This window comes from Bartonella callosciuri, assembly GCF_014203215.1.
GTDB classification, from domain to species: Bacteria; Pseudomonadota; Alphaproteobacteria; order Rhizobiales; family Rhizobiaceae; genus Bartonella; species Bartonella callosciuri.
On the sequence record NZ_JACHIM010000001.1, the window covers coordinates 408,669 to 432,026 of the forward strand.

Sequence of the window (23,358 nt, forward strand, 5' to 3'; positions counted from 1 at the left end):
TTGTATCGTATAAATCCCGTTATCAGATGCATTTACCCTGACGATAACAAAAACCAAAACAACATAATATAAACAGCTATTTATAAGATTATTGCTGCTCTCTGCTTTGACCCACCGTTTAATAAGCTATAAAAACACATGCCCCTTTGTTAAACTTACTTTTGACTATAAAAACAATAATTATATCTTTAATATTTTGAAACATAAAATCATTATCATATAATCACTTACAAATTGGCATATCTCTAAACCAGTATTTAAAAATCTTTTATCCCTAAAACTGAAAATTCCTTCTTGATCTTACAACCCCCTTCCCACAAACCCGAATAGAAAATTCTTTAAACTTAAACGAATGTTTGGAACGATAAAAATAGTTGAGAATATCATAGAGAAATCTGCTAATTAATTATTTCATCCTTCTTTAAAGGTTTATTAATATACCTATAAGCTTTCTAAAAAACTTATATTTTCCAAGGTATAGTGTGTAAAGTGTATATTCTCCTTTTGCACAAGTCCCTTGAAAAAATTGAGCAACGTTTAAGAGACAAAAAAACTATTTTTTTTAAAAAAAAGACTGCCATAAATTCACTTAAAGAAGAAGGATAAATTAAAGACTGCTTCGCTTTTTGAATATTAAACTTTAAAGTAGGCTTCTCTTCCTCAGCTGAGGCATCAAAAATATCTAAAAAAATCAAATAGAAATGTAAGATAGCTTTAAATACCAATTTTTTAATCCACTATAACTAATAAAAAACGCACAGCAAAACTATTGCTTTTTCCTTTAGCAAAAAGAGAACACATTACATTAAACTCCTAAGACATAACCAACAAAAAACTCTTCCCACTTTTAAATTTACAGCCACTTTGAAATCCGCTAAAATTTCGAACAATAATTCGAACAATAAATTGCATCTTAGATAAAGTACATTTTTGCCAACAGGAAACACTGCACTATTGATGCAGCAGATTAGAGTCTATTTGAGTTTACCCCCTCACAACAATTGGAATTAGTATATAAAAACTGCTTTCTCAAAGAATAACTTACCAGCTAATACAAGCAGCAATATTATTTAAAGTAAACGATCACAAAAAAAATCCTAACAAAACGTTTCATAAAAGCATTGCCGTTTTTAAATAATAAGGCACCTTATCATCACCTTGCTATAAAAATGGCTTTTTTTGCTGTTATTTAGATTCATCATAATCAACCTGCTAAAAGTTTTTATTGTTTTTTTGTCCGAAAATCAGTCGTTAAATAATATTAACTAAGGTTTTAAGAGAACCTATTCTGATCTGTCTGAATGATGTAAACATGTCTCAAACAATGTATTTAATTCTTTACTTTCATACGAAAAATTATAATTGAGTGATCCTCATAAACCACTCTCTCGAGGAATTATTTATTGATATGACCTGATCTACCGACAGAAATTGTAATGTAAAGCCCACACTTTCAAAGCACCTAAAAAATATCTTCTTTATAGCCTATAAGAACGAATAAGCTTTTAATAATCCCCTTTAACAAGAGTATATCCTCTTTTGCCCCCCTCTCTTACTTATTTGTATTTTTAAAAATAATACCAAATATCAGAGAAAGTTTTTCTAATTTATCGAAAAGAACACCCTTCAAGATGATCATTTACTATTCCGGTGGCCTGCATAAAGGCGTAACAAATAGTAGGACCAACAAATGTCCAACCCCGTTTCTTTAAGTCTTTAGACAAACGAAGAGAAGCAGGTGTTATAGGATTAGCCAACAGCGTCTGAAAATCTACATTTTTATAACGCTCCGATTGTGGTGGTTGAAAAGACCAAAAATAGTGAAATAAACTCCCCCATTCTGTTATAATCTCCTTTGCTCTCAATGCATTATTAAGCACCGATCGAATTTTCCCTTGATGACGAATAATGCCTTTATTCTGCATCAACATTTGCACCTTTACTTCATCATAATGCGTAATTTTTTCAAAATCAAAATGATCAAAGGCATTTCGAAAAGATGAGATTTTTCTTAAAATCATGATCCAAGAAAGTCCTGCCTGAAAGCCTTCAAGACAAATTTTTTCAAATAAACGGTGATCTTCAAAAACAGGTTTTCCCCATTCATTATCATGATAAGCACAATAAAGTGGATCAGTTCCTGCCCAGGAACAACGAACTTTTCCATCCACCCCCATGAGAAGTCCTTCACCGAGCATCACATTTACCATATTAAAAGAGTGTTCCTTGATCATCTTGCTTTGACTTTAACCGTTTCAAGTTTGAAGATCTATTGAGAACACCATCATGCGCTGAAACACGAATTTCACCATCAAAAAAGCGTAAATTTATTTGCCTCGTTTTAGGAAACTGCACCAACCGTTTAATGGGCTTATTCTCTTGCCCAAAAGCTAAAATAAAACCACGCTCTAAAATACTCTGATAGGACGTACTTTTTAAAAGTCTAAATGCAACCTCTATCTCAGCGCGTCGTTTTTCTACATTGCGCACAAAGGCACGATGAAGACGCGCAGTATATTCCTTTGTATTGCGTCGCGCTTTTTCAGTATTCAGCAAACGCGACGCAAGACGGACACCAACCACCTGAAAATAAGAACGTTTTTTATCGCAGCTAACATAAAGAGCACGCTGTAATCGACTTGAAATTTCATCAAAACTACGCCGTGGTAGAGCGAAGAGTTGATCGACAGTCGGAAGCCCTCGTAAAGTAGCGCGCAATTTTTGTTGATAAAAATCAAAATAACGGGCTAGTCCCTTGTGCAAACGTGCACTAAGAGACGCCACATACACTTCGAGATCAAGCTTGACAGGAACAGCCTTCTCTGCTGCTCCTGTAGGAGTTGGAGCACGCCAATCAGCAACATAATCCATCAAAGTCCAATCCGTTTCATGCCCAACAGCAGAGATAACTGGAAGGGTAGATGCATAGACAGCACGAACAACGGCTTCATCATTAAACCCCCACAAATCTTCTAAACTGCCTCCTCCCCTTGCAACAATAATAAGATCAGGTTTTGGAACAATTCCTCCGAAAGGAAGCGCATTAAAACCTTCAATAGCAGCAGCCACTTCTCGCCCACTTGTTTCTCCCTGAACACGAACAGGCCAAACCAAAATATGTAACGGAAAACGATCTGATATACGATGAATAATATCACGAATGACAGCGCCTGTTGGTGATGTTACAACACCTATAATTCGAGGCATATAGGGTAAAGGTTTCTTCTTGGCTTCGTCAAATAAACCTTCATCGGCAAGTTTTCTCTTACGATTTTCGAGAAGTGTCATCAAAGCACCAACCCCCGTCGGTTCAAGCGCTTCAATAACAATTTGATATTTTGATGAGCCCGGATAAGTTGTCAGTTTACCGACAGCAACCACTTCCATCCCTTCTTCAGGAGGAAATTTGAGCTTTTCCATGAATCCGCGCCAAATAACAGCCTCCAACCGTGCCTTATCATCTTTTAAAGCAAAGTAAGCATGACCCGAAGCATGAGCACCGCGGTAACCTGATATCTCCCCACGCACCCGCACATAACCAAACTTCTCTTCAACAACCCGCTTTAAAGCTCCTGCTATTTCAGAAACACTAAATTCTGCTACATTCGTTGTACTTATCTTTTCACCAAACAAATTCGCCATTTTTCAATTCTTTGTGCTCGTTTCCATGGATCCTTTTGAAACAACACATCATTTAACTTTTGAGTTATACTTTCATCCAAACACCCATAGCACCAACTAGTATAGGTTGTAGTTTCAGCTTCAAACCGATTCTTACAATTATAAACAAGACGTGAAGCCATTGTATAGAGATCCACAGAGTCATTATTCTCTTTTATAAAAATTGTATCAACTGCAGTTAAAATATTCAATCTTAACATCCACTTGAATACATCTAATAAGGTAGAATCTCTCTAAAAGAGAATATCTTAAATGACCTTCTATACACAACAGAGTAGTCTATTACAGATGAACTTCAACGTTTTGCAAAGTTCTTAAACATATACAAAACGTTGAATGTATCATGGTCACGCTCTTGTTGTATTTTACAACACTGAAATCTACTTATTTTTCAATGACACTATAAAAAATACGTGGTGCGCTATTCCAAACCCATTTTTTGACATCAGGGGTCATAGCTATGGTGTGATATGTCTGATAGATAAAAGCATAAGGTCCTTTCTGCATAAATTCACGCTGCAAATCAGCATACATTTGCGCCCGTTTTTGTGAATCTTTTTCAAAAAACGCATCCTGAACCTTTTGATTCATATCTTGATCCAAATAACCATGGCACCAACTGGGATAACCTGTGTTTTTAGCCTCAAACCGATTATCAGGGATGTAAATAAGGCGTGAAGCCATAGTATGAAGATCCGCAGAGTCATTATTCCATCCGAAAAAAATCGTATCAAACGCACGTGCTGAAAGTTTTGAAAACAACTGCGTCCCTACAAAACGTTCAATTTTAAAGCGCACCCCCACTTTTTTGCATTGTCTTGGAGAGACTGAGCAATGGGCAAAGCAAAAGGATAAGGAGATGCTCCTGCAAAAATACTGGCCTCAAAACCTTCCGGATAACCTGCTTCCGTTAAAAGCTGCTTCGCTTTTTGAATATCAAGTTCAAAGGGTTGTCCTTCTTTTTCATCTAAAGCTCCAAGATTCCCAAGAGGAATAAAGCTTGCACGTGGAACACCAACATCTTTGAGAAGGGTCCTACTAAGTCCTTCATAATCAATAAGATAGCGCATCGCTAAACACACTTTTTCATTAGCAAAAATTGGATTTGTCACATTGAACCCCCAATACATCATGGATGGCTCTAACACTCTTTTGACTTTAATATCTGTTGTTGCTTGGAGATCTTTTAGATCCTCAGGCGTCAAATTACGTGCAACATCAATATCATGCTTTTGCAACAATAAACGTTGCGTTCCTGGCTCCGCAACATGGCGAATTAAAATCTTCTTCAATTGAGGTGCTTTCCCCCAATAATTGGAACTTGCACGCAACAAAAGTGCTTCTCCAGAACGCCAGCTACTTAACTGATAAGGACCAACACAAGCAGAATGCCTTGCTAAATACCGGTTTCCCATATCACCATCTTGTTCATGTTTCATAATTGTCTTACGATCGAGCAAGGCAAGAGTACGACTAGTGGCAAAATGGCTAAGAAGAAGCGTTGCAGGCTAAGGTTTATCAAATTTCATCACTACCGTTTTCTCATCTGGTGCTTGAAAAGCATCATCAACATTTTGTTCGGTGATACCATATTCATTAAATGTCGCCGCAGTGGCCATCTTTAACGTCACAACCCGATTCATACTCCAAACAAGATCATTGGTATTAGCAGGCCGACCATCATTGAACTTCAAATCATCACGCAAATGAAAAGTAATTACCGTACTCTAATCGTCACTGAAAACATCCCAACTCTTTGCTAAAGAGGGAACAAATTTAGCTGCATTATCTTTAGCTGGTTCAACTAAATTATCACAAACATTGACAAAAACTTCATTACCATAAGGGGCATTGATTTGCGCAGGATCAAATGTACTTATTGCATCGAGATTCCAAGCCATCACCAGGGTATCGACTGGCGTTTTGCGGAAACTTGTTGCACAAGCATCCCCACAGTGTAATCAGAGTAGAAATAAAAGAACTGCTCCTTTTCAATATTTTTCTTTTCATGTTCATAGATTTTTCTTTTAAAGGTTAGTGTATCGATGCCCCATACAACAAGAATAAAACTAAGTTTTGGAACGCTTTCTCCTAAAGTGGCAATGCATGAAAACTTCTCATAGCAGAAGCTCTTTCCTATCCTCTTGCTTCTCCCTGAATCCCTATAAGCCAAATCAAACTATGCAATGGAAAACGATCCGCTCTACGGTGAGGATATCACGAATAACTTCACTTGTTGATGGTGTTATAATGCCTATAATTTGGGTCATATAAGGTAAAAAGCTTCTTCTTTGTTTCAATAAATAGCCCTTCATCGGCAAACTTCTTCCTGTGATTTTCTAGAAGTTTCGTCAAAATACTCCCCTGTCGCTTTAGAACCCTCAATGACAATTTGATATTTCAATGACTCCGCATAAGTCGTAAATCTACTTACAGCGATCACGCCCATTCCTTCTTTAAGAGAAAATTTCAATTTTTCCATAATTCTACCCCCCGATACCAGGCCCCAACTGCACCTTATCATCTTTTAAAAAAAGATTGCATGACCCTGAGCATTGTAATAACCTAAGCTCCATGCATATAACAAAACTTTCCTTCAATAATCCATTTTAAATGTTTCTGCCTTTTCAAAAGCATTCAATATAGAATGTCTTAAAATCATACTCTATAGACAACATATTAATTTTTTATAGATGATCTTAGATGCTCTACTACATTTGTTTCTGCTGTTTTTTAAACAAATAAATTTATCATTTTTTCAATTCACTGAGGTTGAAATAGCCAATCTTAATCCCCATACGCTTGTATCTTTATCGGAATGAATTGTCTCTCTACAATAGAATGTCTTGACATAACTCTCTATACACAACATATTATATGTTATGGAACTTTAGACGTGTTGAAAAACTTTTATCATCATACAGAACGTCGAAACCTTATAAAATTCCTCCACAAACTGCCAAAAACTTAAAAATTATCCACCAAATTAATGAAAGGAATACTATGAAAATACTTCGAAAAATGCCCACTGAACATGAACGTATTTCAGAAACCAGCACAGAGGTTACACCAGTATTCCAAGGCGGGAAGCTCGAAAGAGAAGTAAGAAAAAATAACAAAAGAAACCTGATTTCTTCTTTATAACAAGAAGATCATTCTATTATGCAATTGAAGCGCAATATACTTTAAAATACACCAAAATGAAAAAAAGGAAAAATATGTCCAATTCTTTTCATGCGTTTCTTGGAGGGACATTAGGACGTGTTGCTCTAAAGTTGCTCATCCTTTCATTTCTTGTTGGCATTGTGATGCGTTTTCTTGGTTGGACACCTCGAAATCTCGTGCAAACAATAATAGAATTTCTAAAATCTCTCTGGGAAACAGGATTTATAACTCTTACAAATCTCTTCCATATGACCATGATGGGCGCCATCATTGTCGTACCTATTTTTCTTTTTTTACGCATTTTGGGTAAAAAATAAATTTCTCAGTGTTTTGCTAATCTTTTCGAAACATCAAACGACATAGAAAGCCTGTACTAACAGCCACAATCACCGCAACAATACCATATAAGAGGCTACGTTTATGCGCTGCATGAAAGATTGTATAAGCAATATGTGCTTTAACGATTTCAAGAGTTTTTGTCGCACTATCAATAAACTGCCCATCGCGAAAAAGATAAGCACGGGCCTGATAATGCCCAACAGGCGTATTTGCCGGCAAACGAAAATGTGCTGTAAAAAGTGTGCTAGAACCAAAACGAACGCCACCCACTTCCTCATTATAAAGACTTTTGGCTTTTTGCAGTTTTATAAGTTCATCACGAAAGGTTTGTATTTTATCCTGATCTTGTTCATCTGTCTGCAGCAACAAATAGGATAACCCCAACCCCAAGCGTTTATAATCTTCAACGCTTGTAATATCATCAATCTCACGCGTTGTGACCATAGAATAAAAGAGAGGAACATTTTTAAAAATGAGGGCATCTGCGTTAATCCAAACTCCAGCACTGCGTTTTTTTTCTCGCATAACCATCGGCCGGGATTCTCCCTCCAAGCTAACAATAATATCGTAACGCCCCTGTTGAGAATATAACGGATCGATATTTTCTAAAACACCAGCAATATAAAGATCACGACCATCAAAATGTGCATCAACCGTAATTGTACTTGTTGTTACGATAATTTGAATAGTTTCATGATCAATTTTATCAATCAATGCAGCTTTCGCACCAACATGTGCCCACACAGAAAAAGAAACGACATAAAAGCAGCCTGTAATGATGCACAAAGAAAACAATCTACCCATTTTTATCTCATCATAATATCTAGGGAGAAAAGATTATCAGGGCGTATAAATAATTTAAAAGCAAGACGCATACATACAATTAACACCAAAAATGCAAGCGCCATACGCAACTGTTCAGCCTTTAACTTTCGCCCAGCCCGTGTTCCATACTGTGCACCAATACTTCCCCCAAGCATTAGCAAAAAAGCCAAAACAATATCAACTGATTGATTACTCACACTTTGCAAAATTGTGGTAAAAGAGGATACAAATGTAATCTGAAAAAGTGAAGTTCCAATCACCACACTGGTTGGGACACGCAGAAGATAAATCAGTGCTGGTATCATAAAGAATCCGCCACCAATTCCCATAATAGAAGACAACAACCCAACAATGAGACCAATCCCTAAAACTGGAATAATGCTGACATATATCATTGATGTCCGAAAACGCATTTTAAATGGTAAGCGATGGATCCAGTTATGCCTACCAGTAAGACGAACATTAACTTTTTGTACCTTGCGTTGGCGCATCATATCGCACCAACTTTCAATAATCATCAAACTCCCCACGCTCCCAAGAAGAATCACATACAGAAGCGAAATCATCAAATCTAATTGGCCCAGTTTTTTCAGAACAGAAAAAATCTGAATCCCAATGGAAGAGCCAATCCCCCCTCCAACCGCTAAAAGAAGTCCAAGTTTGATATCCAGAGTGCGTCTTCTAAAATGTGTAATCGCTCCAGTTACAGATGATGCAATCATCTGATTTGCTCCTGTTCCAACAGCAATAGCAGGAGGAATATTATAGAAAATCAGTAAAGGCGTAATGAGAAAACCACCACCAATGCCGAAAAGACCGGAAAAAAAACCAGCAACAACACCCATACCAATCAAGATCAGCATGTTGAGCGACATCTCAGCAATTGGCAAATAAATACTCACTTACAGAACCTTCAAGATAATTTAAAGTTTTTCAGATAATTCGAGAACCTCTGTCTCATAATTCTCTTTGTTTAATAATCTTTGTTACATGCTTAAAAGGACAAATTGAGATGCACCCCATGCTTTTACAAAGTTACGAATGTTCAACACACTTCTTATAACTTAAGCACACATCAAAAATTAAAAAAAAACGAACTCCTCTTAAAAAGCCATAAAACATAACGTTATCATTGCAATAAATACAATGATTAAAAGATACCGAAGAAATTTTTTAACAGAAGAACGTAAAAAAAAGAAAGTCTCCTGAGATTTTGCATTTAAAGAAAGAGAGTGATCATTCTCAATGCAATGATCAGGTTCTTGAACATCAGAGCATCTTTCTTTTGCTGCATGGTACCCCACAAACTCTTCAGCCTTTTTTGAAGAAGATTTCATAGCATCACTTGACAAAGCGCTTTTATTCTCTTGTTGTAAAATGTTTTTAACATTTTTTTGGCTTGACGTTATGCTGCTTTGTCCTGAAAAGTTTGGCACCTCTTGGAGCGACGAGCGTTCTTGATTCTTCTCACATGCCATATAAGCAAGCTTCTGCACAACAGAATTTGATGTTTTTGAATAAGACATACGCGACATACGCTGGGTTACCATTGCTTCTTCTAGGCTTTTCTTTTCGCTATGTAAACTCTGAACAAGCATTTTAATCTGCTCTAAATACTCAAAAAGCTTTTTTTCTTTTTGGCAGCGTATATAGTGCTCAACCAAAATTGCCCGACTAATATCATCCAAGTAAGATTTGAAACTCTCTTCCACAGAACTTTGTAACGTCAAAGGACGAGATGAATGCTTCCTCTGCATTTGTGCATAAACAGAGCGTAATTTTTTAGCAATGTCCGACATCGTTACTTCAGTAGGCGTATCCATCCTCTCTTTTTGTTCAACAACAAAAAAAGAAGGGTTGTCTTGCTCAACATGCTTTGTGGTATGACTCTTGCTATTCAAAAACGCTACCCCTCATAATATTGACAAATGCCACGCTTTATTAATTTTCTGCAAAGAATAGTACAAATAATTGGGAAGTGTGCTCTATTTTAGTAAATAGAGGTTTAAAAACTTTCAAAAATTTTTGTCAGAAATATTTAGAAATATTTAAAAGAGTAATATTCGAGTTTTCTGCTCTCAAAATTTGCATTGAAAAACCATTTTCCCATTTTACTTTTTTGCCATTCCATTAGATAGCTCTTGATCCATTATAAACTATACATGCAGAACTAAAAAAGATATATTCATTTTGCTATTCTGATATCATTTACCATTCTGCATCCCTTTTATTCTAAGATCTTTTAAAACTGTTTTACAAACTATAACAAACGCATTCACTGGAAATGAATGCTTATTATTTTTTTTACTTTTGATTCAAGCGAAAGTGGCAATTATGAAAACACACAAAAAACAAAAGAGAAATGCGCAACAATGCTAAAAAAATATAAGCAAACTTAAGAAAGCTTATATAATAAGAAAACCAATTATACGTGAAATTCCATTCTAAATAATTTGGTTTCTTATAGTTATTACTATAAACTTGTGATCGTGTAACCTAAAGAGGAGCATCATGAAGATAATTGTCGCTGTCAAACGTGTTGTTGATTATAACATCAAGATACGCGTCAAAGCTGATAACACAGGCGTTGATCTGTCTCATGTGAAAATGTCTATGAACCCTTTTGACGAAATCGCCGTAGAAGAAGCAGTCCGCCAAAAAGAAGCCGGCAAAATTTCAGAAGTTATTCTTGTTTCAATTGGACCACAAGCAGCACAAGAAACCTTGCGAACAGGACTTGCAATGGGAGCTGATCGCGCACTCCTTGTTGCAACTGAGGAGACCCTCGAACCTTTAGCAGTTGCTAAAGTTCTCAAGGTCATTGTTGACGAAGAAAAACCAGATATGGTCTTTCTAGGAAAACAAGCTATTGATGATGAGAGCAATCAAACCGGACAAATGTTAGCTGCCCTTCTTGGTTGGGGACAAGCGACTTTTGCTTCGCACTTAGATATAGAAAACAATCATGCGACTGTCACCCGTGAGGTAGACAATGGCACACAAACTATTCGTCTCCCCCTTCCCATAGTTATGACTGCTGATCTCCGGTTAAATGAACCACGTTATACTTCTCTTCCTAATATTATGAAAGCAAGAAAGAAGCCCATTGAACAAAAAGCACTTGCTGATCTTAGTGTAGAGACGCAAGCGCGCTTAACAATTCTTAGTGTTGAAGAGCCAAAGCCGCGTCAATGCGGTGTCAAAGTGAACAATGTAGCAGAACTGGTCAATGCACTAAAACAAACAAATCGTATTTAATATTTAACAGTCAATGGATCAAAAACAACACTGTATATAAAGGGTAAAAACTTATGGCAATTCTTTTATTAGCCGAACATAATATAGAAGAAACCGCAAAAGCACTCACCGCAGCTCGCGCAATCAGTGATGATATTGATATTTTAGTTTGTGGAACAGAAGTTCAAGCGGCTGCTGAAAAAAATGCCAAGTACGCTGGCGTCCGACAGGTTCTTGTTGCTGAAGCTGATTATTTAGCACATCACCTAGCAGAACCCATAGCAAATACGATTGTTAAATATGCAAATGATTATGATGTGATCATGGCTGCATCTACCAGCATAGGTAAAAATATAATGCCACGCGTAGCTGCTCTTCTTGATGTTATGCAAATTTCAGACATTATCGCTGTTCTTGCACCCGATACCTTCAAACGACCAATTTATGCAGGCAATGCAATTGAAACTGTACGCACCAATGATCGTCAAAAGGTTATAACAGTTCGTACAGCTTCTTTCACACCAGTCCGCTTTCAAAATAACCCTGCTCCCATTAAAACAATAACACCAGCACCCAACCCAAACCTTTCTTCTTTCATAAAAGCAGAAACCAACACAAGCGATCGTCCTGACCTTACTTCAGCCCGTGTTATTATATCAGGTGGACGTGGTCTTGGTTCACAAGAACAATTTATGGCACTCCTTCTTCCCCTCGCAAACAAGCTAAAAGCAGCTTTAGGTGCTAGCCGCGCAGCAGTTGATGCTGGCTATGCCCCTAATGATTGGCAAATAGGACAAACAGGCAAAGTCGTTGCCCCTGAACTCTATATCGCCGTTGGTATTTCCGGTGCAATTCAGCACTTAGCCGGTATAATGGATGCACAAATTATTGTAGCCATTAATAAAGATAAAGAAGCCCCCATTATGCAAATTGCTGATTATGCCCTTATAGGTGACCTTCATCAAATCATTCCAGAGCTGGAGAAAGCTTTATAAACCATGAATGCACCCCTGCATCACCAACGTGAAACTATGGAATTTGACATAGTAATTGTCGGAGCCGGTCCCGCAGGACTTTCCGCTGCAATTCGTTTAAAACAGATTAACCCGGAACTTTCTGTCACAATCGTTGAAAAAGGCACTGAAGTCGGTGCACATATTCTCTCTGGTGCAGTTGTTGACCCTATCGGCATTGATACACTCTTGCCGGAATGGAGGAATGAACACGACCATCCCTTCAAAACACCTGTTACCAGTGATCAGTTTTTTTTTCTAAAGCCAAAACACGCCACAGTATTTCCCAATGTTTTTCGCCCCAAAATTTTATCAAATGACGGATGCTATATCGTTTCACTTGGGAGTGTTTGCCGTTGGCTAAGCCAAAAAGCCGAAGCGCTCGGCGTTGAAATCTACCCTGGTTTTGCCATATCGGAAACCATCCAAAACGACAGTGGAGCCATCATTGGTGTTCTTACAGGTGATATGGGTCTTAAAAAAGATGGAACCCCTGGGAAAAATTATATCCCTGGTATAGCTTTATTGGCAAAATATACTCTGATTGCAGAAGGAGCACGTGGCTCCCTTGCAAAACAGCTGATACAGAAATTCGATCTTAGCAAAAACCGTGAACCACAAAAGTTTGGACTCGGTCTTAAAGAGCTCTGGGAAATTAAACCCCAAAAACACAAACCTGGTTTAGTTCAGCATTTCACTGGTTGGCCCTTAGACAATGATACCGGCGGTGGAGGTTTTCTTTATCATCAGGAAAACAATTTAATTTCTGTTGGTTTTGTTGTACACTTAGATTACAAAAATCCTTATCTCTCTCCCTTTGAAGAATTTCAACATTTTAAAACACATCCCAAACTCTATGAAATCTTAAAAGGTGCAAGACGCCTTTCCTATGGCGCACGTGTCATCAGCCAAGGTGGTTGGCAATCTGTACCAAAACTCACCTTTCCTGGTGGAGCGCTTATTGGCTGTTCTGCCGGTTTTGTCAATGTTCCTCGTATCAAAGGATCACACAATGCCATTTTATCTGGCATATTAGCAGCGGATAAAATCGCTATAGCTCTTGCACAAGGTCGTTCCCATGATGAAGTCAAAGAAATCGAAGAACATTGGCGGAAAGGTCCCATTGGCAAAGACCTTTATACAGTGCGTAATGCCAAACCACTCTGGGCGAGATATGGCACAAAATACGGGATTAAGCTTGCCGGCTTTGATATATGGTGGCAGCAGCTATTTGGATTTTCCTTATTTAAAACACTCTCCCATGGAAAAGCAGATTATGCATGCCTTGAACCAGTAGAAAATTTTCAACCCATCGCTTATCCAAAACCAGATGGTGTTGTAACCTTTGATCGCCTTTCCAGTGTTGCACTTTCCAATACCCACCATGAAGAAAACCAACCATGTCATTTAAGAATAGCTTCATTAGAAAAACAAAAAGACTCTGAATATGCAATTTATGGAGGACCTTCCACACGCTATTGTCCTGCCGCTGTTTACGAATGGCTAGACCATAATGATCACAAAACTTATGTTATCAACGCTTCAAATTGCATACATTGTAAAACCTGCGATATTAAAGATCCTAACCAAAATATCAATTGGACCTGTCCGCAAGGCAATGAAGGACCACTTTATCTCAATATGTAACATTATTCATTCCACTAAAAACTATCTTTCTAATATCTCATGCATTCTCATATACATCATGAAAAATCAGCTTTGCCATTTAAAAATATCCTCACTAGAACACAAAAACTCTGAATATGCAATTTATAGAGGACTTTCCACACGCTATTGTCTTGCCAGTGTCTACGGATCGCTAAAGCAAATGATCACGAACCTTATCTTATATGCACTTCAAACTGTATATATTGTAAAACCTACGACATCAAAAAAACAACCAAAGTATCAATTAAATCTGCCTGCAAAGCAATGAAGAACCACTCTATTTCGATAGGTACTCATTCTTCATTCCTCTAAAATCAGAATCCTACCCGATACATTTCATGCACAAGTTCTTTCACAATATAAAACCTATTCTATCATCCCTCTCACAATAAAGCACTCTCACTACCGCATCGCTTTTTCATCAGAAAAATAATATTCTGTGATTAAAAAATTTTTACCTATCAATAACAAAAGAATGACTAAGATATTTTGACCATCCTGGCTGGTAAAAGTGTAAACTCTTTCCCTCGTCATTATCCCTTTTTAATTCAGGCTTTACAATCTTCAAAAACATCCACAGCAATATCTTTTCAAGAGTGGGAATTGCGCAATGTCTTATGCTTTTGCTTTTTTCATTCTTTTCCTTATGAAACACAACATACCACTGCACCATTCCATTCATCTAGTTGTTTTTAAAAGACATCTCGACTCAATACAAGCCTATCTCACAGCGCTATCCATGAAAGACAGAACGCCCCCTGCGCATGACTCTCTTTTACTTTTATGAAAGTACATGCCGGCACCACCATTCTTTCTTACCAGCGCAAAATATTTCGACCTCCTCTTGCATTCAAGTCATTTCATAAGAAGTACATTTTGTCCCTTCTTAAACGATTTTTATTCATACATTCATCCCTCTTATGAAAGACAAGAAAACATTTTTTTGATTCATAATAAGAAAAATTGAAAGAAAAGAAACTTGTTGTACTCAGTGTTCTCATTCAAGCTGTAAACAATGAATGATCTTCATAAATCAAATGACTACTGTAGAAAAAACCTTAAATATCAATCTACTTTTGAACGTTTAGAGCAAATAGTTTTGCAGATTCTGTGTCGAAAGCGACCTAAATACGGGCATTAATACCTTTTCTTTAGATCAAAGAAAAAAATCGACCAAGTATTTTTAATTTGGAAACGGAGCATTCATTTTTTGCAAAGTCGTGTCAAGAGCCCTGGTTAAAGCCTTTCTTCCCCCTTGGTAAAAAAAACAATTTGACAAAAACTCATTTGTTCCCCCCTTCGTTGAAAACTCTTTCTCAAGCAGTGCAAAATCAAGAGATGCAGAACTATCAGTTGTTATAATTTTGCGCATTTCGTCCGTAAGGTTTCCAAACATCATAGCAAGGAAATCTGCCGACTGCTGTTTTTTTAACCCCTGTGTTATAAGCCATTGATGTGCTGTTTCTATAAAATTGAAATAAACCCCCATGAGTGAACCAGCAGTCATAAAAAGATTAAACTTTTCTTCCCGATCCAACACCAATGTACCACCCAAAGCATCAAATAAACTGCGTAAAAATGGATGATCAGGATAAATTGGTGTCAAATTTTTACATTCTGCCACAAAAGGAAGTGGAATAGCACGATAAACCTTGTGGTTAATCCACTCTTCAACTTGTCCCGCTTTTGCCATGGCAAGCACGGAAACGACCAGCTGTTCGGGACGAAAACGAAGAGAACGCAAAACCTCTTCTGCAATTTGGTTGGGCAAACAAAGAAAAACACAATCACTAACATCCAACAATGCTTGATTATTTTCAGCAATGAGAACTTTTTCATACTGTTGCGAAAGGCGCTCTGCACTTTGCGCATTGCGTGGTGAAACAACAATAGAAGAAACGTCAATAGTACTCATCATTAAACCATCAATCATTGAAGCACTGATTTTACCTGTTCCCAAAAAGCCAATTTTCATCTTTACTCCTCGCTCTTATAATTTTAAAGAAAGCTCAACCAGCAATTCAATACATACATTTTAGCTCACATAAACACTAATTGAAGAAGCAACACATAACACAGCAAGAATAATCAATCCCAAATAGACTTTAGGCTTATCAAAGAGAATCGCAAAAGCAGAAAGCCAACCAACGATGGCAGCCGCTAATGCGAATAAAAAACCTGGTTTATTCATAAGGACAATATGCATCGCCATTAAACCACCAATAATCAACGCTCCAAAAACAATCAACAATCCCGTTGCAAACTTTTCATAATCATCCATATTTTGCTCCTCACTGCGCACAAACTGCTGCGCATTTTTACCCTATGTGTAATATAAAAAGAAAACCTTTTTCATCTACCATAGTTAAAACGAGACAGAAACGTCTATTTATCAGATGTAAAAAATGCAGGAATATGCTGTGGCCAACGCCACGGCAAAATTGCAATCAAGTCAAAGCGTACACATAAAAGAGCATGATCTTTTTGTCGTGCTAGCCAAATATCGGCTGCTGCCTCAATGCGCCTCTCATTCATCCGAGAAACTGCAGCCATTGCTTCAGCCAATGTTGAGCGTGCTTTTACCTCAACGATTAAAACAAGGTTTCCACGCCGCGCAATTAAGTCAATTTCACCACACTTTGTCTTAAAACGAATTTCAGCAATATGAAATCCTTTGAGTCGCAACCACCAAGCAGCCCATTTTTCTGCACGAACACCTCGATAAAAAGACTTTTGTCTGCGCTCTTTTTGCATCAGCTCACGCATCCTTTAAAAAATTCAACCGTCGAAAAAGTTCTTGCTTTTTTAAGCCAGTTTTCTTTGCCGTCAAAGCAGCCGCCTCAGCTGCAGAATGCGTACGCGCCAATTCTAATAACATTTCATCAATTTCTTGATCACTCATCACTTCCAAAGAGGAAAGAGCTTCCCCAATAAGCACAACAATTTCCCCACGAATATGCGCTTGTTTCTTATAGTTTTCAAGCAAATTGCCCAAATTGGAAACATCCACTGTTTCAAACTTTTTTGTCAATTCACGGCAGATTGCAGCAGGACGGTCAGCCGAAAAAAGAGAGACCATATCCTGTAAAGTCTCGACAAGACGATGTGGCGATTCATAAAAAATCAAAGTTGCAGGAATAGCTTTTAACTGTTCCAATCGCTTTTGACGCTGTGCCTTGCGTGCACTCAAAAAACCCGCAAAGAAAAAACTATCGGTGGGAAGCCCTGTCGCAACAAGAGCAGCTAAAAGAGCTGATGCACCAGGAATCGGAACAATTTTGTGACCAACTTTGCGCGCTTCTTCGACCAGACGAAATCCAGGATCAGAAATCAGTGGTGTCCCAGCATCTGAGACAAGCGCCACGCTTTTATTTTCTGCCAAAGCTGCTAATAATTTAGGACCTGCCTTTTGTGCATTATATTCATGATAAAGAAATGGTTTTTTCTCAATACCATAGCGTTCCAATAAAATACGCGTCACGCGCGTATCCTCACAAGCTAAAATATCAACACTTGCAAGGACTTGCAAAGCACGAAGAGTAATATCTGCAAGATTTCCGATAGGCGTTGCCACAAGATAAAGTGCTGGTTCTATTACAGGTGCAGAATAAGCATGCGCACCTATAAAATATGCTTTTTCACCCATGCCCTTCTTCATAATCAAGGAACCTCTCTGCATCAGCTCTCACCAAAATCTTTATCCGCGCGTATTATCAATTTCCGCCATCCTTTTGCCACCACAAAAGGACCAAATCACTCGGAAGTTGCTCATATCACAACAAGATCGCTTACTAAAACCATCCATGCTTTTAATGCGTATCATCCCACATTTTTGATCATCATCACTTCCAGAAGAATAAACTCCGCGTGTAGTCAATCTCACACCAAACGCAAACAATTTTCAACATCCCCCCGCTTTAAAAGCCGAAGCCGCAATTTCTCTCCCTTATGCTTACCTCACTTTGCTAAGCACTAAATTTTCCAAATTATTTTGACAACCCACTCTTTTCAAACCCACCCTACTAGTGGGTACACAATATCACCCCCAATAAACATGAATTACCCGCTGGCAGCTACAACGACGACCTTCTATCATTTTAGATAAGCGTAAATCGTTCGCACCGCAACATCTCATTTTTTAACATTCTCCACCACTTTTGCAACGATATGACCAATATCCAACAGTTTCATATTGAAACTATACTTTTTTATCCCTGTTTGGATTTGAATCAAAGCCTCTGACAAATCCATTCTAGCAATAAAAATCACCTGATAGTTTTATAAAAAACATAACCACCCACTACACGATCAATTTTTTTACTGATTTTATATCTGAAAGAGCCTATTTATTTAATAATAAACATTCATATACGACAATTCCCCTACAAAGAGTTTTTTCTATTTTAAATTATTATGTTCTAAAAAATCTTAGGAAAAAATGGTAATTTAAAAAAAGTTGTTTTTTATTTGATCAACAACCGCACGGTAAAGCTTAGCATGCTCCTCATCCGGTTTAGCAACAAAGATTGGCACACCATCATCTGAAGAAGACCGTAAAGCTGCATCAAGCGGCATTTCTGCTAAGAAAGGTATGTCTCGACGCTTCGCTTCTGCACGCGTACCACCATAACCAAAAATATCGTAGCGCTTTCGCGTATCAGGAGCAATAAAATAACTCATATTTTCAATGAGCCCTAAAATAGGAACATTAACTTTTATGAACATTTCTATTGCTTTACGTGCATCCACCAAAGCAAGATCTTGTGGGGTGGAAACAACCAACACACCCGTTAGCTGCACTTGCTGCGCAAGCGTTAATTGTGCATCCCCTGTACCTGGTGGCATATCCACAACCAAAACATCAAGAGGTCCCCATAAAACATCTCTTAGCAATTGCGTCACCGCGGCCATTACCATGGGACCACGCCATACCACCGGCTGTTCCTCCTCAACCAAAAAACCCATCGACATCAATTTAAGCCCAAATTTTTCAAGCGGTTGAAGTTTTTTCACATCAAGGCGCTGTGGTTTTTGGTTAACAAGTCCTGTCAACCGTGGCAAAGACGGACCATAAATATCCGCATCCATCAAACCCGTTTTAAAACCAGAATCCTGTAAAGCTAAGGCAATATTTATTGCCATTGTAGACTTACCAACCCCCCCCTTTCCAGAAGCAACCGCAATCACATGCCGAACACCTTCTATTGGCATTTTTACCGGCAATCTATTCGCTGCTCTGCGTTTTGGCGCAGAAAAAGCTATATTACTATGCATCTGAGAAGATACCATCGTTTTTTTTTCTGCCGTAAGTGTGACAACAACAGATTCAACTCCCTCCATAGCACACACTACTTCTTCAGCAGCACGCCGCAATGATTCCCATTCTTGCACACGTCCATCAGGAACTGTAATGGAAAAAAAAACCTTTCCCTGTGCAATCAATATTTCTGAAAGAAGTCCCAATGATACAATATCATTTTCAAAATCCGGTCCTTTGAGGTTATGTAACGCGTCGCGGATAGCCTCGCTTGTTATAAGACGCATTCTCTTTCCTCTCTATAAAAATTCTAGAAAATATAGCAATAAGGACGAAAAATACTTCAATTTAATCATCTTAAACTTCCCACTTTATGAGAACTATAAAATGTCAATATCTTATACCATATCTCTTTTAAAACACTAAACAAGCCTCAAATAAAAATATCGTGTCTAAAACCTAATATAAAATCCTATTTAAACATGTTTGCAATTAACCCACTTTAAGAATCTTTCTGTAAAGAGCTTTCTAAGAACTAAAACTCAGAAAACTTCATATGTTAAAATAAATACACCTTACGATAGCATATAACAAACCACACTTTTTTCTTGATGCCTTTAACACTTTGAAAATTTACGTGTATTACAGAAGAAATAGCTGTAAATTAAGAAACCTTAAGCAATATCATTTTCTTTAAATTTTAAAGTTTTACAAAAAAATGCACCTTCACCGTAGAGCTTTTAGTATTTTTAAAAGAGACAAAAATAATCTGAGATTGACTTTTTTTATGTTTTTCCTTATGGATCAGCAATCGTATGATAGGATAAGACTGTTCATCTAGCGTATAATTGCCCATAGATTAAGAAGGGCCGCACTCCGCGGTATTTAGATAAATGAAACGTACTTACCAACCCTCTAAACTTGTTCGTAAACGCCGACATGGGTTTCGTGCACGTATGGCAACAGCTGGTGGCCGTAAAGTTATCGCTGCAAGGCGTGCACGTGGACGTAAGCGATTATCCGCTTAAGCGTTTAACTTAACTATTTAAACTTTCACAACGATTGGAAATTGTTCATCATTTCTTCGTTGTGGAGCTGTCGTTATGAACCTCCAATGCCTGCTATTGCAGGCATTTATTAAAGTTACGAAGCGTTCTTTATGAAGAAAAAACCTCCCTGCCGCATTCGCAAGAGAGCGGATTTTTTGGCTGTACGTACAGGAGAAAAGCGACGTGGTCCTTTATTTTTGCTCGAAGTTAAATCCCATGAACAAACAGCAGAAATAAAATCTCCTCGTGTTGCGCGTGTAGGCTTCACTGTTACACGTAAGAATGGTAATGCTGTCAAACGTAATCGTATTAAAAGACGTCTGCGCGAAGCAGTAAGGGTTGGTTTAACAGATAACATGGAAGCAGGAACGGATTATGTCATTGTAGCACATCCTGATGCACTCCACGCACCTTTTGCATCTTTGATCAATGAATTAAACCGACGAATAAAACCAAAAACACAACATCAGCAACGGCAACAGGGTAATACGAATGGAATATAACCGCAATTTCTTTATCGCCATTGGATTGTCTTTCATAGTGCTTATCACATGGCAATTTCTTCATGTTGCACCCAAACAAGCTGAGTTACAAAAAAAACAAATAATCGCACAGCAGTTATCAAAACAACGATCAGCACTTTCTGATTCTGCTACAAATTTTTCTGATGCTGCACCAGCACACGGATCAGCACCTATCATTGATCACAAAATAACGCCTGAAATTCGAAAAGTTGTGTTGTCCAAAACAAATCGAATTGCCATCAAAACCGGTGAACTTGAAGGCTCTATTAACCTTGTTGGTGCACAGTTTGATGATCTTCTACTCAAAAAATATCGCCTAACAGTGGATAAAAAATCACCGGAAATTGCTTTGTTAAACCCTAAAGGATTTACAACAACCTACCTTGCTGAATTTGGCTTTACAAGTTCACTATTACCAGCAGAGTCCTTGCCACAATCTGACACACAATGGCAAATAGAGGGAAACAATACAACCCTGACCCCTTCAACACCCGTTACTTTAATTTATAATAACGGACAGGGACAAATTTTCCGCCGTGTCGTTTCTGTTGATGATCACTACATGTTTACCATTAAGGATTCTATCAGCAATGAGGGGGATAAACCAATATATCTCTCCCCCTATGCGCGCGTTGCACGTGCAGCTCCACCAGAACATGAAAATGCAACCTATTTGCTTCATGAAGGCATGATAGCTATTGCAGGCGACTCACTCAAAACAGAAAAATATAAAACCTTAGCGGAACTTGATCCAAATCCAGAGAATGGTCAAAAAAGTATGACTTTCTCTAAAGTGACAGGAGGTTGGGTTGGTATTACCGATAAATATTGGGCTGTAGCAGTTATTCCCCCACAAGATAAAGAATATACAAGCCGCTTTATTTATTTTGATCGCTTGCAAACGCATTATCAGTCTGACTTACTCGGATCGGTTTTAATGATTGCCCCAAATGAGACAAAAACTATTATAAATCGTCTTTTTGCTGGTGCAAAACAAGTGGAAATCATTAACCACTATCAAAATGGCTTGAAAATTAAGAAGTTTGCTCTCTTAATCGATTGGGGTTGGTTTGATTTTATCACCAAGCCAATGTTTTCTCTCATTGACATTCTTTATAAGCAAACAGGCAATTTTGGTATCGCCATTCTTCTTGTGACAGTGCTGTTAAAAACGCTTCTCTTCCCGTTAGCAAATAAGTCCTACAAATCGATGGCGCGCATGAAGCTTATACAACCGCTGTTGCTGGAAATAAAAGAAAAATACCCAAATGATCGAACAAAACAACAACAAGCAATAATAGAACTGTATAAAACCAAAAAAATTAATCCTCTTGCAGGATGCTGGCCAATGTTGGTTCAATTTCCAATATTCTTTGCTCTTTATAAAGTTCTGTATATCACCATCGAAATGCGGCATGCAGCTTTCTTTGGGTGGGTTAAAGACTTAGCTGCGCCTGATCCAACTTCTGTTTTTAACCTATTTGGTCTCTTGCCATATACAACTCCAACGTTTCTTATGATTGGTGCATGGCCTTTAATCATGGGAGTAACGATGTTTTTACAAATGCGTATGAATCCAGCTCCTCAAGACCAAACACAAGCTATGATCTTCACATGGATGCCGGTCGTCTTTACTTTTATGCTAGCTTCCTTCCCTGTTGGTCTTGTCATCTATTGGGCATGGAACAATATCTTGTCAATGATACAGCAAGGTATCATGATGAAATGCCAAGGCGTTGAAATTGAGCTTTTCGATAATCTTAAAGCCATGTGGCGAAAGTCACCCGAAAAAGAAGTGCATAAATGACAAAAAATTCTTCTCTTTCTAGAATTTTTTTTCGCAATTGGATTTTTATTCGTGGTGTACCAGCAATACGCTTTCTTCCACCCGAAGGGCCACCGGAAATCGCTTTTGCGGGACGTTCTAATGTTGGGAAATCGTCTTTGATCAACGCACTTCTCCAACAAAAAAACTTGGCACGGACTTCAAATACACCAGGACGGACTCAAGAACTTAATTATTTTGTACCCGATGGTTTCAGTGGACAACTAGGAGATTTGCCTCCTATAGCACTGGTAGATATGCCAGGTTATGGTTTTGCCGAAGCTCCTAAAAGTTTGGTTGATGCATGGACAAATTTGATTTTTAGCTATCTACGAGGTCGCACAACACTAAAACGCGTTTATGTTTTGATTGATTCACGTCATGGAATCAAAAAGAACGATGCAGATGTTTTAGATCTCCTTGATAAAGCAGCCGTTTCTTATCAAATTGTTTTCACGAAAAGTGATAAAATAAAATCCAACAACCTTGAAAAATTATTAATAATTACAAAAACAACGCTTCTCAAACGTCCAGCAGCTTATCCTGAACTTCTTGTGACATCTTCAGAAAAAGCATTCGGTTTAGAAGAATTGCGTACTGCCATTTTGCAAACAATTGCAATATAAAACACATCCCCTCATTAAGAGTTTATTAAACATATTTATTAAACATAATTGTGAGCTTCTGCTAATAATCTTGTACTTCTCGTAAAGCATCTTTATAAAAATTCCTATACTTGAAAGAATTTTCATCAACTCTATTTGATGCCATAGAT

20 protein-coding genes and 2 pseudogenes are annotated in these 23,358 nt (G+C 37.8%); 8 read left to right on the plus strand and 14 right to left on the minus strand.

Annotated features, from left to right (window positions below; genetic code table 11):
- Positions 1–1,607 precede the first annotated feature (1,607 nt).
- The 5 genes and pseudogenes from HNQ69_RS01770 to HNQ69_RS01785 form a co-directional block, all read right to left on the minus strand.
- A complete protein-coding gene (locus tag HNQ69_RS01770) occupies positions 1,608–2,234 on the minus strand; it encodes a DNA-3-methyladenine glycosylase I (RefSeq protein ID WP_183228380.1) in 627 nt (208 codons plus the stop codon).
- Complete coding sequence (gene xseA / locus HNQ69_RS01775; RefSeq protein ID WP_183228381.1) at positions 2,212–3,642, minus strand: exodeoxyribonuclease VII large subunit; 1,431 nt, start codon at positions 3,640–3,642, stop codon at positions 2,212–2,214. Before xseA ends, HNQ69_RS01770 begins: the two co-directional genes overlap by 23 nt.
- An 11-nt stretch (positions 3,643–3,653) precedes the next feature.
- A pseudogene (locus HNQ69_RS08205) lies at positions 3,654–3,851 on the minus strand (ABC transporter substrate-binding protein); the annotation flags it as partial.
- Between the two features lie 214 nt (positions 3,852–4,065).
- Positions 4,066–5,697: pseudogene (locus HNQ69_RS01780) on the minus strand (ABC transporter substrate-binding protein).
- A 295-nt stretch (positions 5,698–5,992) separates the two neighbouring features.
- Entirely contained in the window at positions 5,993–6,163 is a 171-nt protein-coding gene (locus HNQ69_RS01785) for a hypothetical protein (RefSeq protein ID WP_183228382.1), read from the minus strand.
- A 736-nt stretch (positions 6,164–6,899) separates the two neighbouring features.
- On the opposite strand from HNQ69_RS01785, the gene HNQ69_RS01790 reads away from it, so the two are divergent.
- On the plus strand, positions 6,900–7,163 hold the full coding sequence (locus tag HNQ69_RS01790; RefSeq protein WP_183228383.1) for a DUF6460 domain-containing protein: 264 nt from the start codon (positions 6,900–6,902) through the stop codon (positions 7,161–7,163).
- Between the two features lie 16 nt (positions 7,164–7,179).
- Here the strand turns inward: HNQ69_RS01790 and HNQ69_RS01795 are convergent, their stop codons facing one another.
- The 3 genes from HNQ69_RS01795 to HNQ69_RS01805 form a co-directional block, all read right to left on the minus strand.
- A complete protein-coding gene (locus HNQ69_RS01795) occupies positions 7,180–7,989 on the minus strand; it encodes a TIGR02186 family protein (protein ID WP_183228384.1) in 810 nt (269 codons plus the stop codon).
- A 2-nt stretch (positions 7,990–7,991) separates the two neighbouring features.
- Positions 7,992–8,912 (minus strand): TSUP family transporter, encoded by a 921-nt coding sequence (locus tag HNQ69_RS01800; RefSeq protein ID WP_183228385.1) that lies wholly within the window; start codon positions 8,910–8,912, stop codon positions 7,992–7,994.
- Positions 8,913–9,113: 201 nt separating this feature from the next.
- On the minus strand, positions 9,114–9,911 hold the full coding sequence (locus tag HNQ69_RS01805) for a hypothetical protein (protein WP_183228386.1): 798 nt from the start codon (positions 9,909–9,911) through the stop codon (positions 9,114–9,116).
- Positions 9,912–10,521: 610 nt separating this feature from the next.
- On the opposite strand from HNQ69_RS01805, the gene HNQ69_RS01810 reads away from it, so the two are divergent.
- From HNQ69_RS01810 to HNQ69_RS01820, 3 genes are read left to right on the plus strand one after another with little or no spacing between them, the layout of a single operon-like run.
- Positions 10,522–11,268 carry an electron transfer flavoprotein subunit beta/FixA family protein gene (locus HNQ69_RS01810; RefSeq protein WP_183228387.1) on the plus strand — a complete coding sequence of 249 codons (747 nt, stop codon included), beginning with the start codon at positions 10,522–10,524 and terminating at the stop codon, positions 11,266–11,268.
- A 53-nt stretch (positions 11,269–11,321) separates the two neighbouring features.
- On the plus strand, positions 11,322–12,242 hold the full coding sequence (locus tag HNQ69_RS01815) for an electron transfer flavoprotein subunit alpha/FixB family protein (protein WP_183228388.1): 921 nt from the start codon (positions 11,322–11,324) through the stop codon (positions 12,240–12,242).
- A gap of 3 nt (positions 12,243–12,245) precedes the next feature.
- On the plus strand, positions 12,246–13,907 hold the full coding sequence (locus HNQ69_RS01820; RefSeq protein ID WP_183228389.1) for an electron transfer flavoprotein-ubiquinone oxidoreductase: 1,662 nt from the start codon (positions 12,246–12,248) through the stop codon (positions 13,905–13,907).
- A gap of 1,204 nt (positions 13,908–15,111) precedes the next feature.
- On the opposite strand, the gene HNQ69_RS01830 is transcribed toward HNQ69_RS01820, so the two are convergent.
- The 6 genes from HNQ69_RS01830 to HNQ69_RS01855 all read right to left on the minus strand — a co-directional run bounded on the left by HNQ69_RS01830 (position 15,112) and on the right by HNQ69_RS01855 (position 19,472).
- Positions 15,112–15,903 carry a pyrroline-5-carboxylate reductase gene (locus HNQ69_RS01830; protein WP_183228390.1) on the minus strand — a complete coding sequence of 264 codons (792 nt, stop codon included), beginning with the start codon at positions 15,901–15,903 and terminating at the stop codon, positions 15,112–15,114.
- A 60-nt stretch (positions 15,904–15,963) separates the two neighbouring features.
- A complete protein-coding gene (locus tag HNQ69_RS01835) occupies positions 15,964–16,209 on the minus strand; it encodes a hypothetical protein (RefSeq protein WP_183228391.1) in 246 nt (81 codons plus the stop codon).
- A gap of 104 nt (positions 16,210–16,313) precedes the next feature.
- Complete coding sequence (locus tag HNQ69_RS01840; RefSeq protein WP_183228392.1) at positions 16,314–16,682, minus strand: YraN family protein; 369 nt, start codon at positions 16,680–16,682, stop codon at positions 16,314–16,316.
- 4 nt (positions 16,683–16,686) lie between these two features.
- Positions 16,687–17,574 (minus strand): 16S rRNA (cytidine(1402)-2'-O)-methyltransferase, encoded by an 888-nt coding sequence (rsmI, locus tag HNQ69_RS01845; protein WP_183228393.1) that lies wholly within the window; start codon positions 17,572–17,574, stop codon positions 16,687–16,689.
- Positions 17,575–17,625: 51 nt separating this feature from the next.
- Positions 17,626–17,805, minus strand: a complete 180-nt coding sequence (locus HNQ69_RS01850) for a hypothetical protein (protein WP_183228394.1) — start codon at positions 17,803–17,805, stop codon at positions 17,626–17,628.
- Between the two features lie 569 nt (positions 17,806–18,374).
- The gene (locus HNQ69_RS01855; RefSeq protein ID WP_183228395.1) at positions 18,375–19,472 is read right to left on the minus strand and encodes an Mrp/NBP35 family ATP-binding protein; all 1,098 of its coding nucleotides are present in this window, start codon (positions 19,470–19,472) and stop codon (positions 18,375–18,377) included.
- A 606-nt stretch (positions 19,473–20,078) separates the two neighbouring features.
- On the opposite strand from HNQ69_RS01855, the gene rpmH reads away from it, so the two are divergent.
- The 4 genes from rpmH to yihA all read left to right on the plus strand — a co-directional run bounded on the left by rpmH (position 20,079) and on the right by yihA (position 23,209).
- Positions 20,079–20,213, plus strand: a complete 135-nt coding sequence (gene rpmH / locus HNQ69_RS01860) for a 50S ribosomal protein L34 (RefSeq protein WP_005864709.1) — start codon at positions 20,079–20,081, stop codon at positions 20,211–20,213.
- 131 nt (positions 20,214–20,344) lie between these two features.
- The gene (gene rnpA, locus HNQ69_RS01865) at positions 20,345–20,737 is read left to right on the plus strand and encodes a ribonuclease P protein component (RefSeq protein ID WP_183228396.1); all 393 of its coding nucleotides are present in this window, start codon (positions 20,345–20,347) and stop codon (positions 20,735–20,737) included.
- Positions 20,727–22,565, plus strand: coding sequence for a membrane protein insertase YidC (gene yidC, locus HNQ69_RS01870; protein WP_183228397.1), 1,839 nt, complete (start codon positions 20,727–20,729; stop codon positions 22,563–22,565). The genes rnpA and yidC overlap by 11 nt, the downstream gene beginning before the upstream one ends.
- Positions 22,562–23,209 carry a ribosome biogenesis GTP-binding protein YihA/YsxC gene (gene yihA, locus HNQ69_RS01875; protein WP_183228398.1) on the plus strand — a complete coding sequence of 216 codons (648 nt, stop codon included), beginning with the start codon at positions 22,562–22,564 and terminating at the stop codon, positions 23,207–23,209. Before yidC ends, yihA begins: the two co-directional genes overlap by 4 nt.
- Positions 23,210–23,358: the final 149 nt, after the last annotated feature.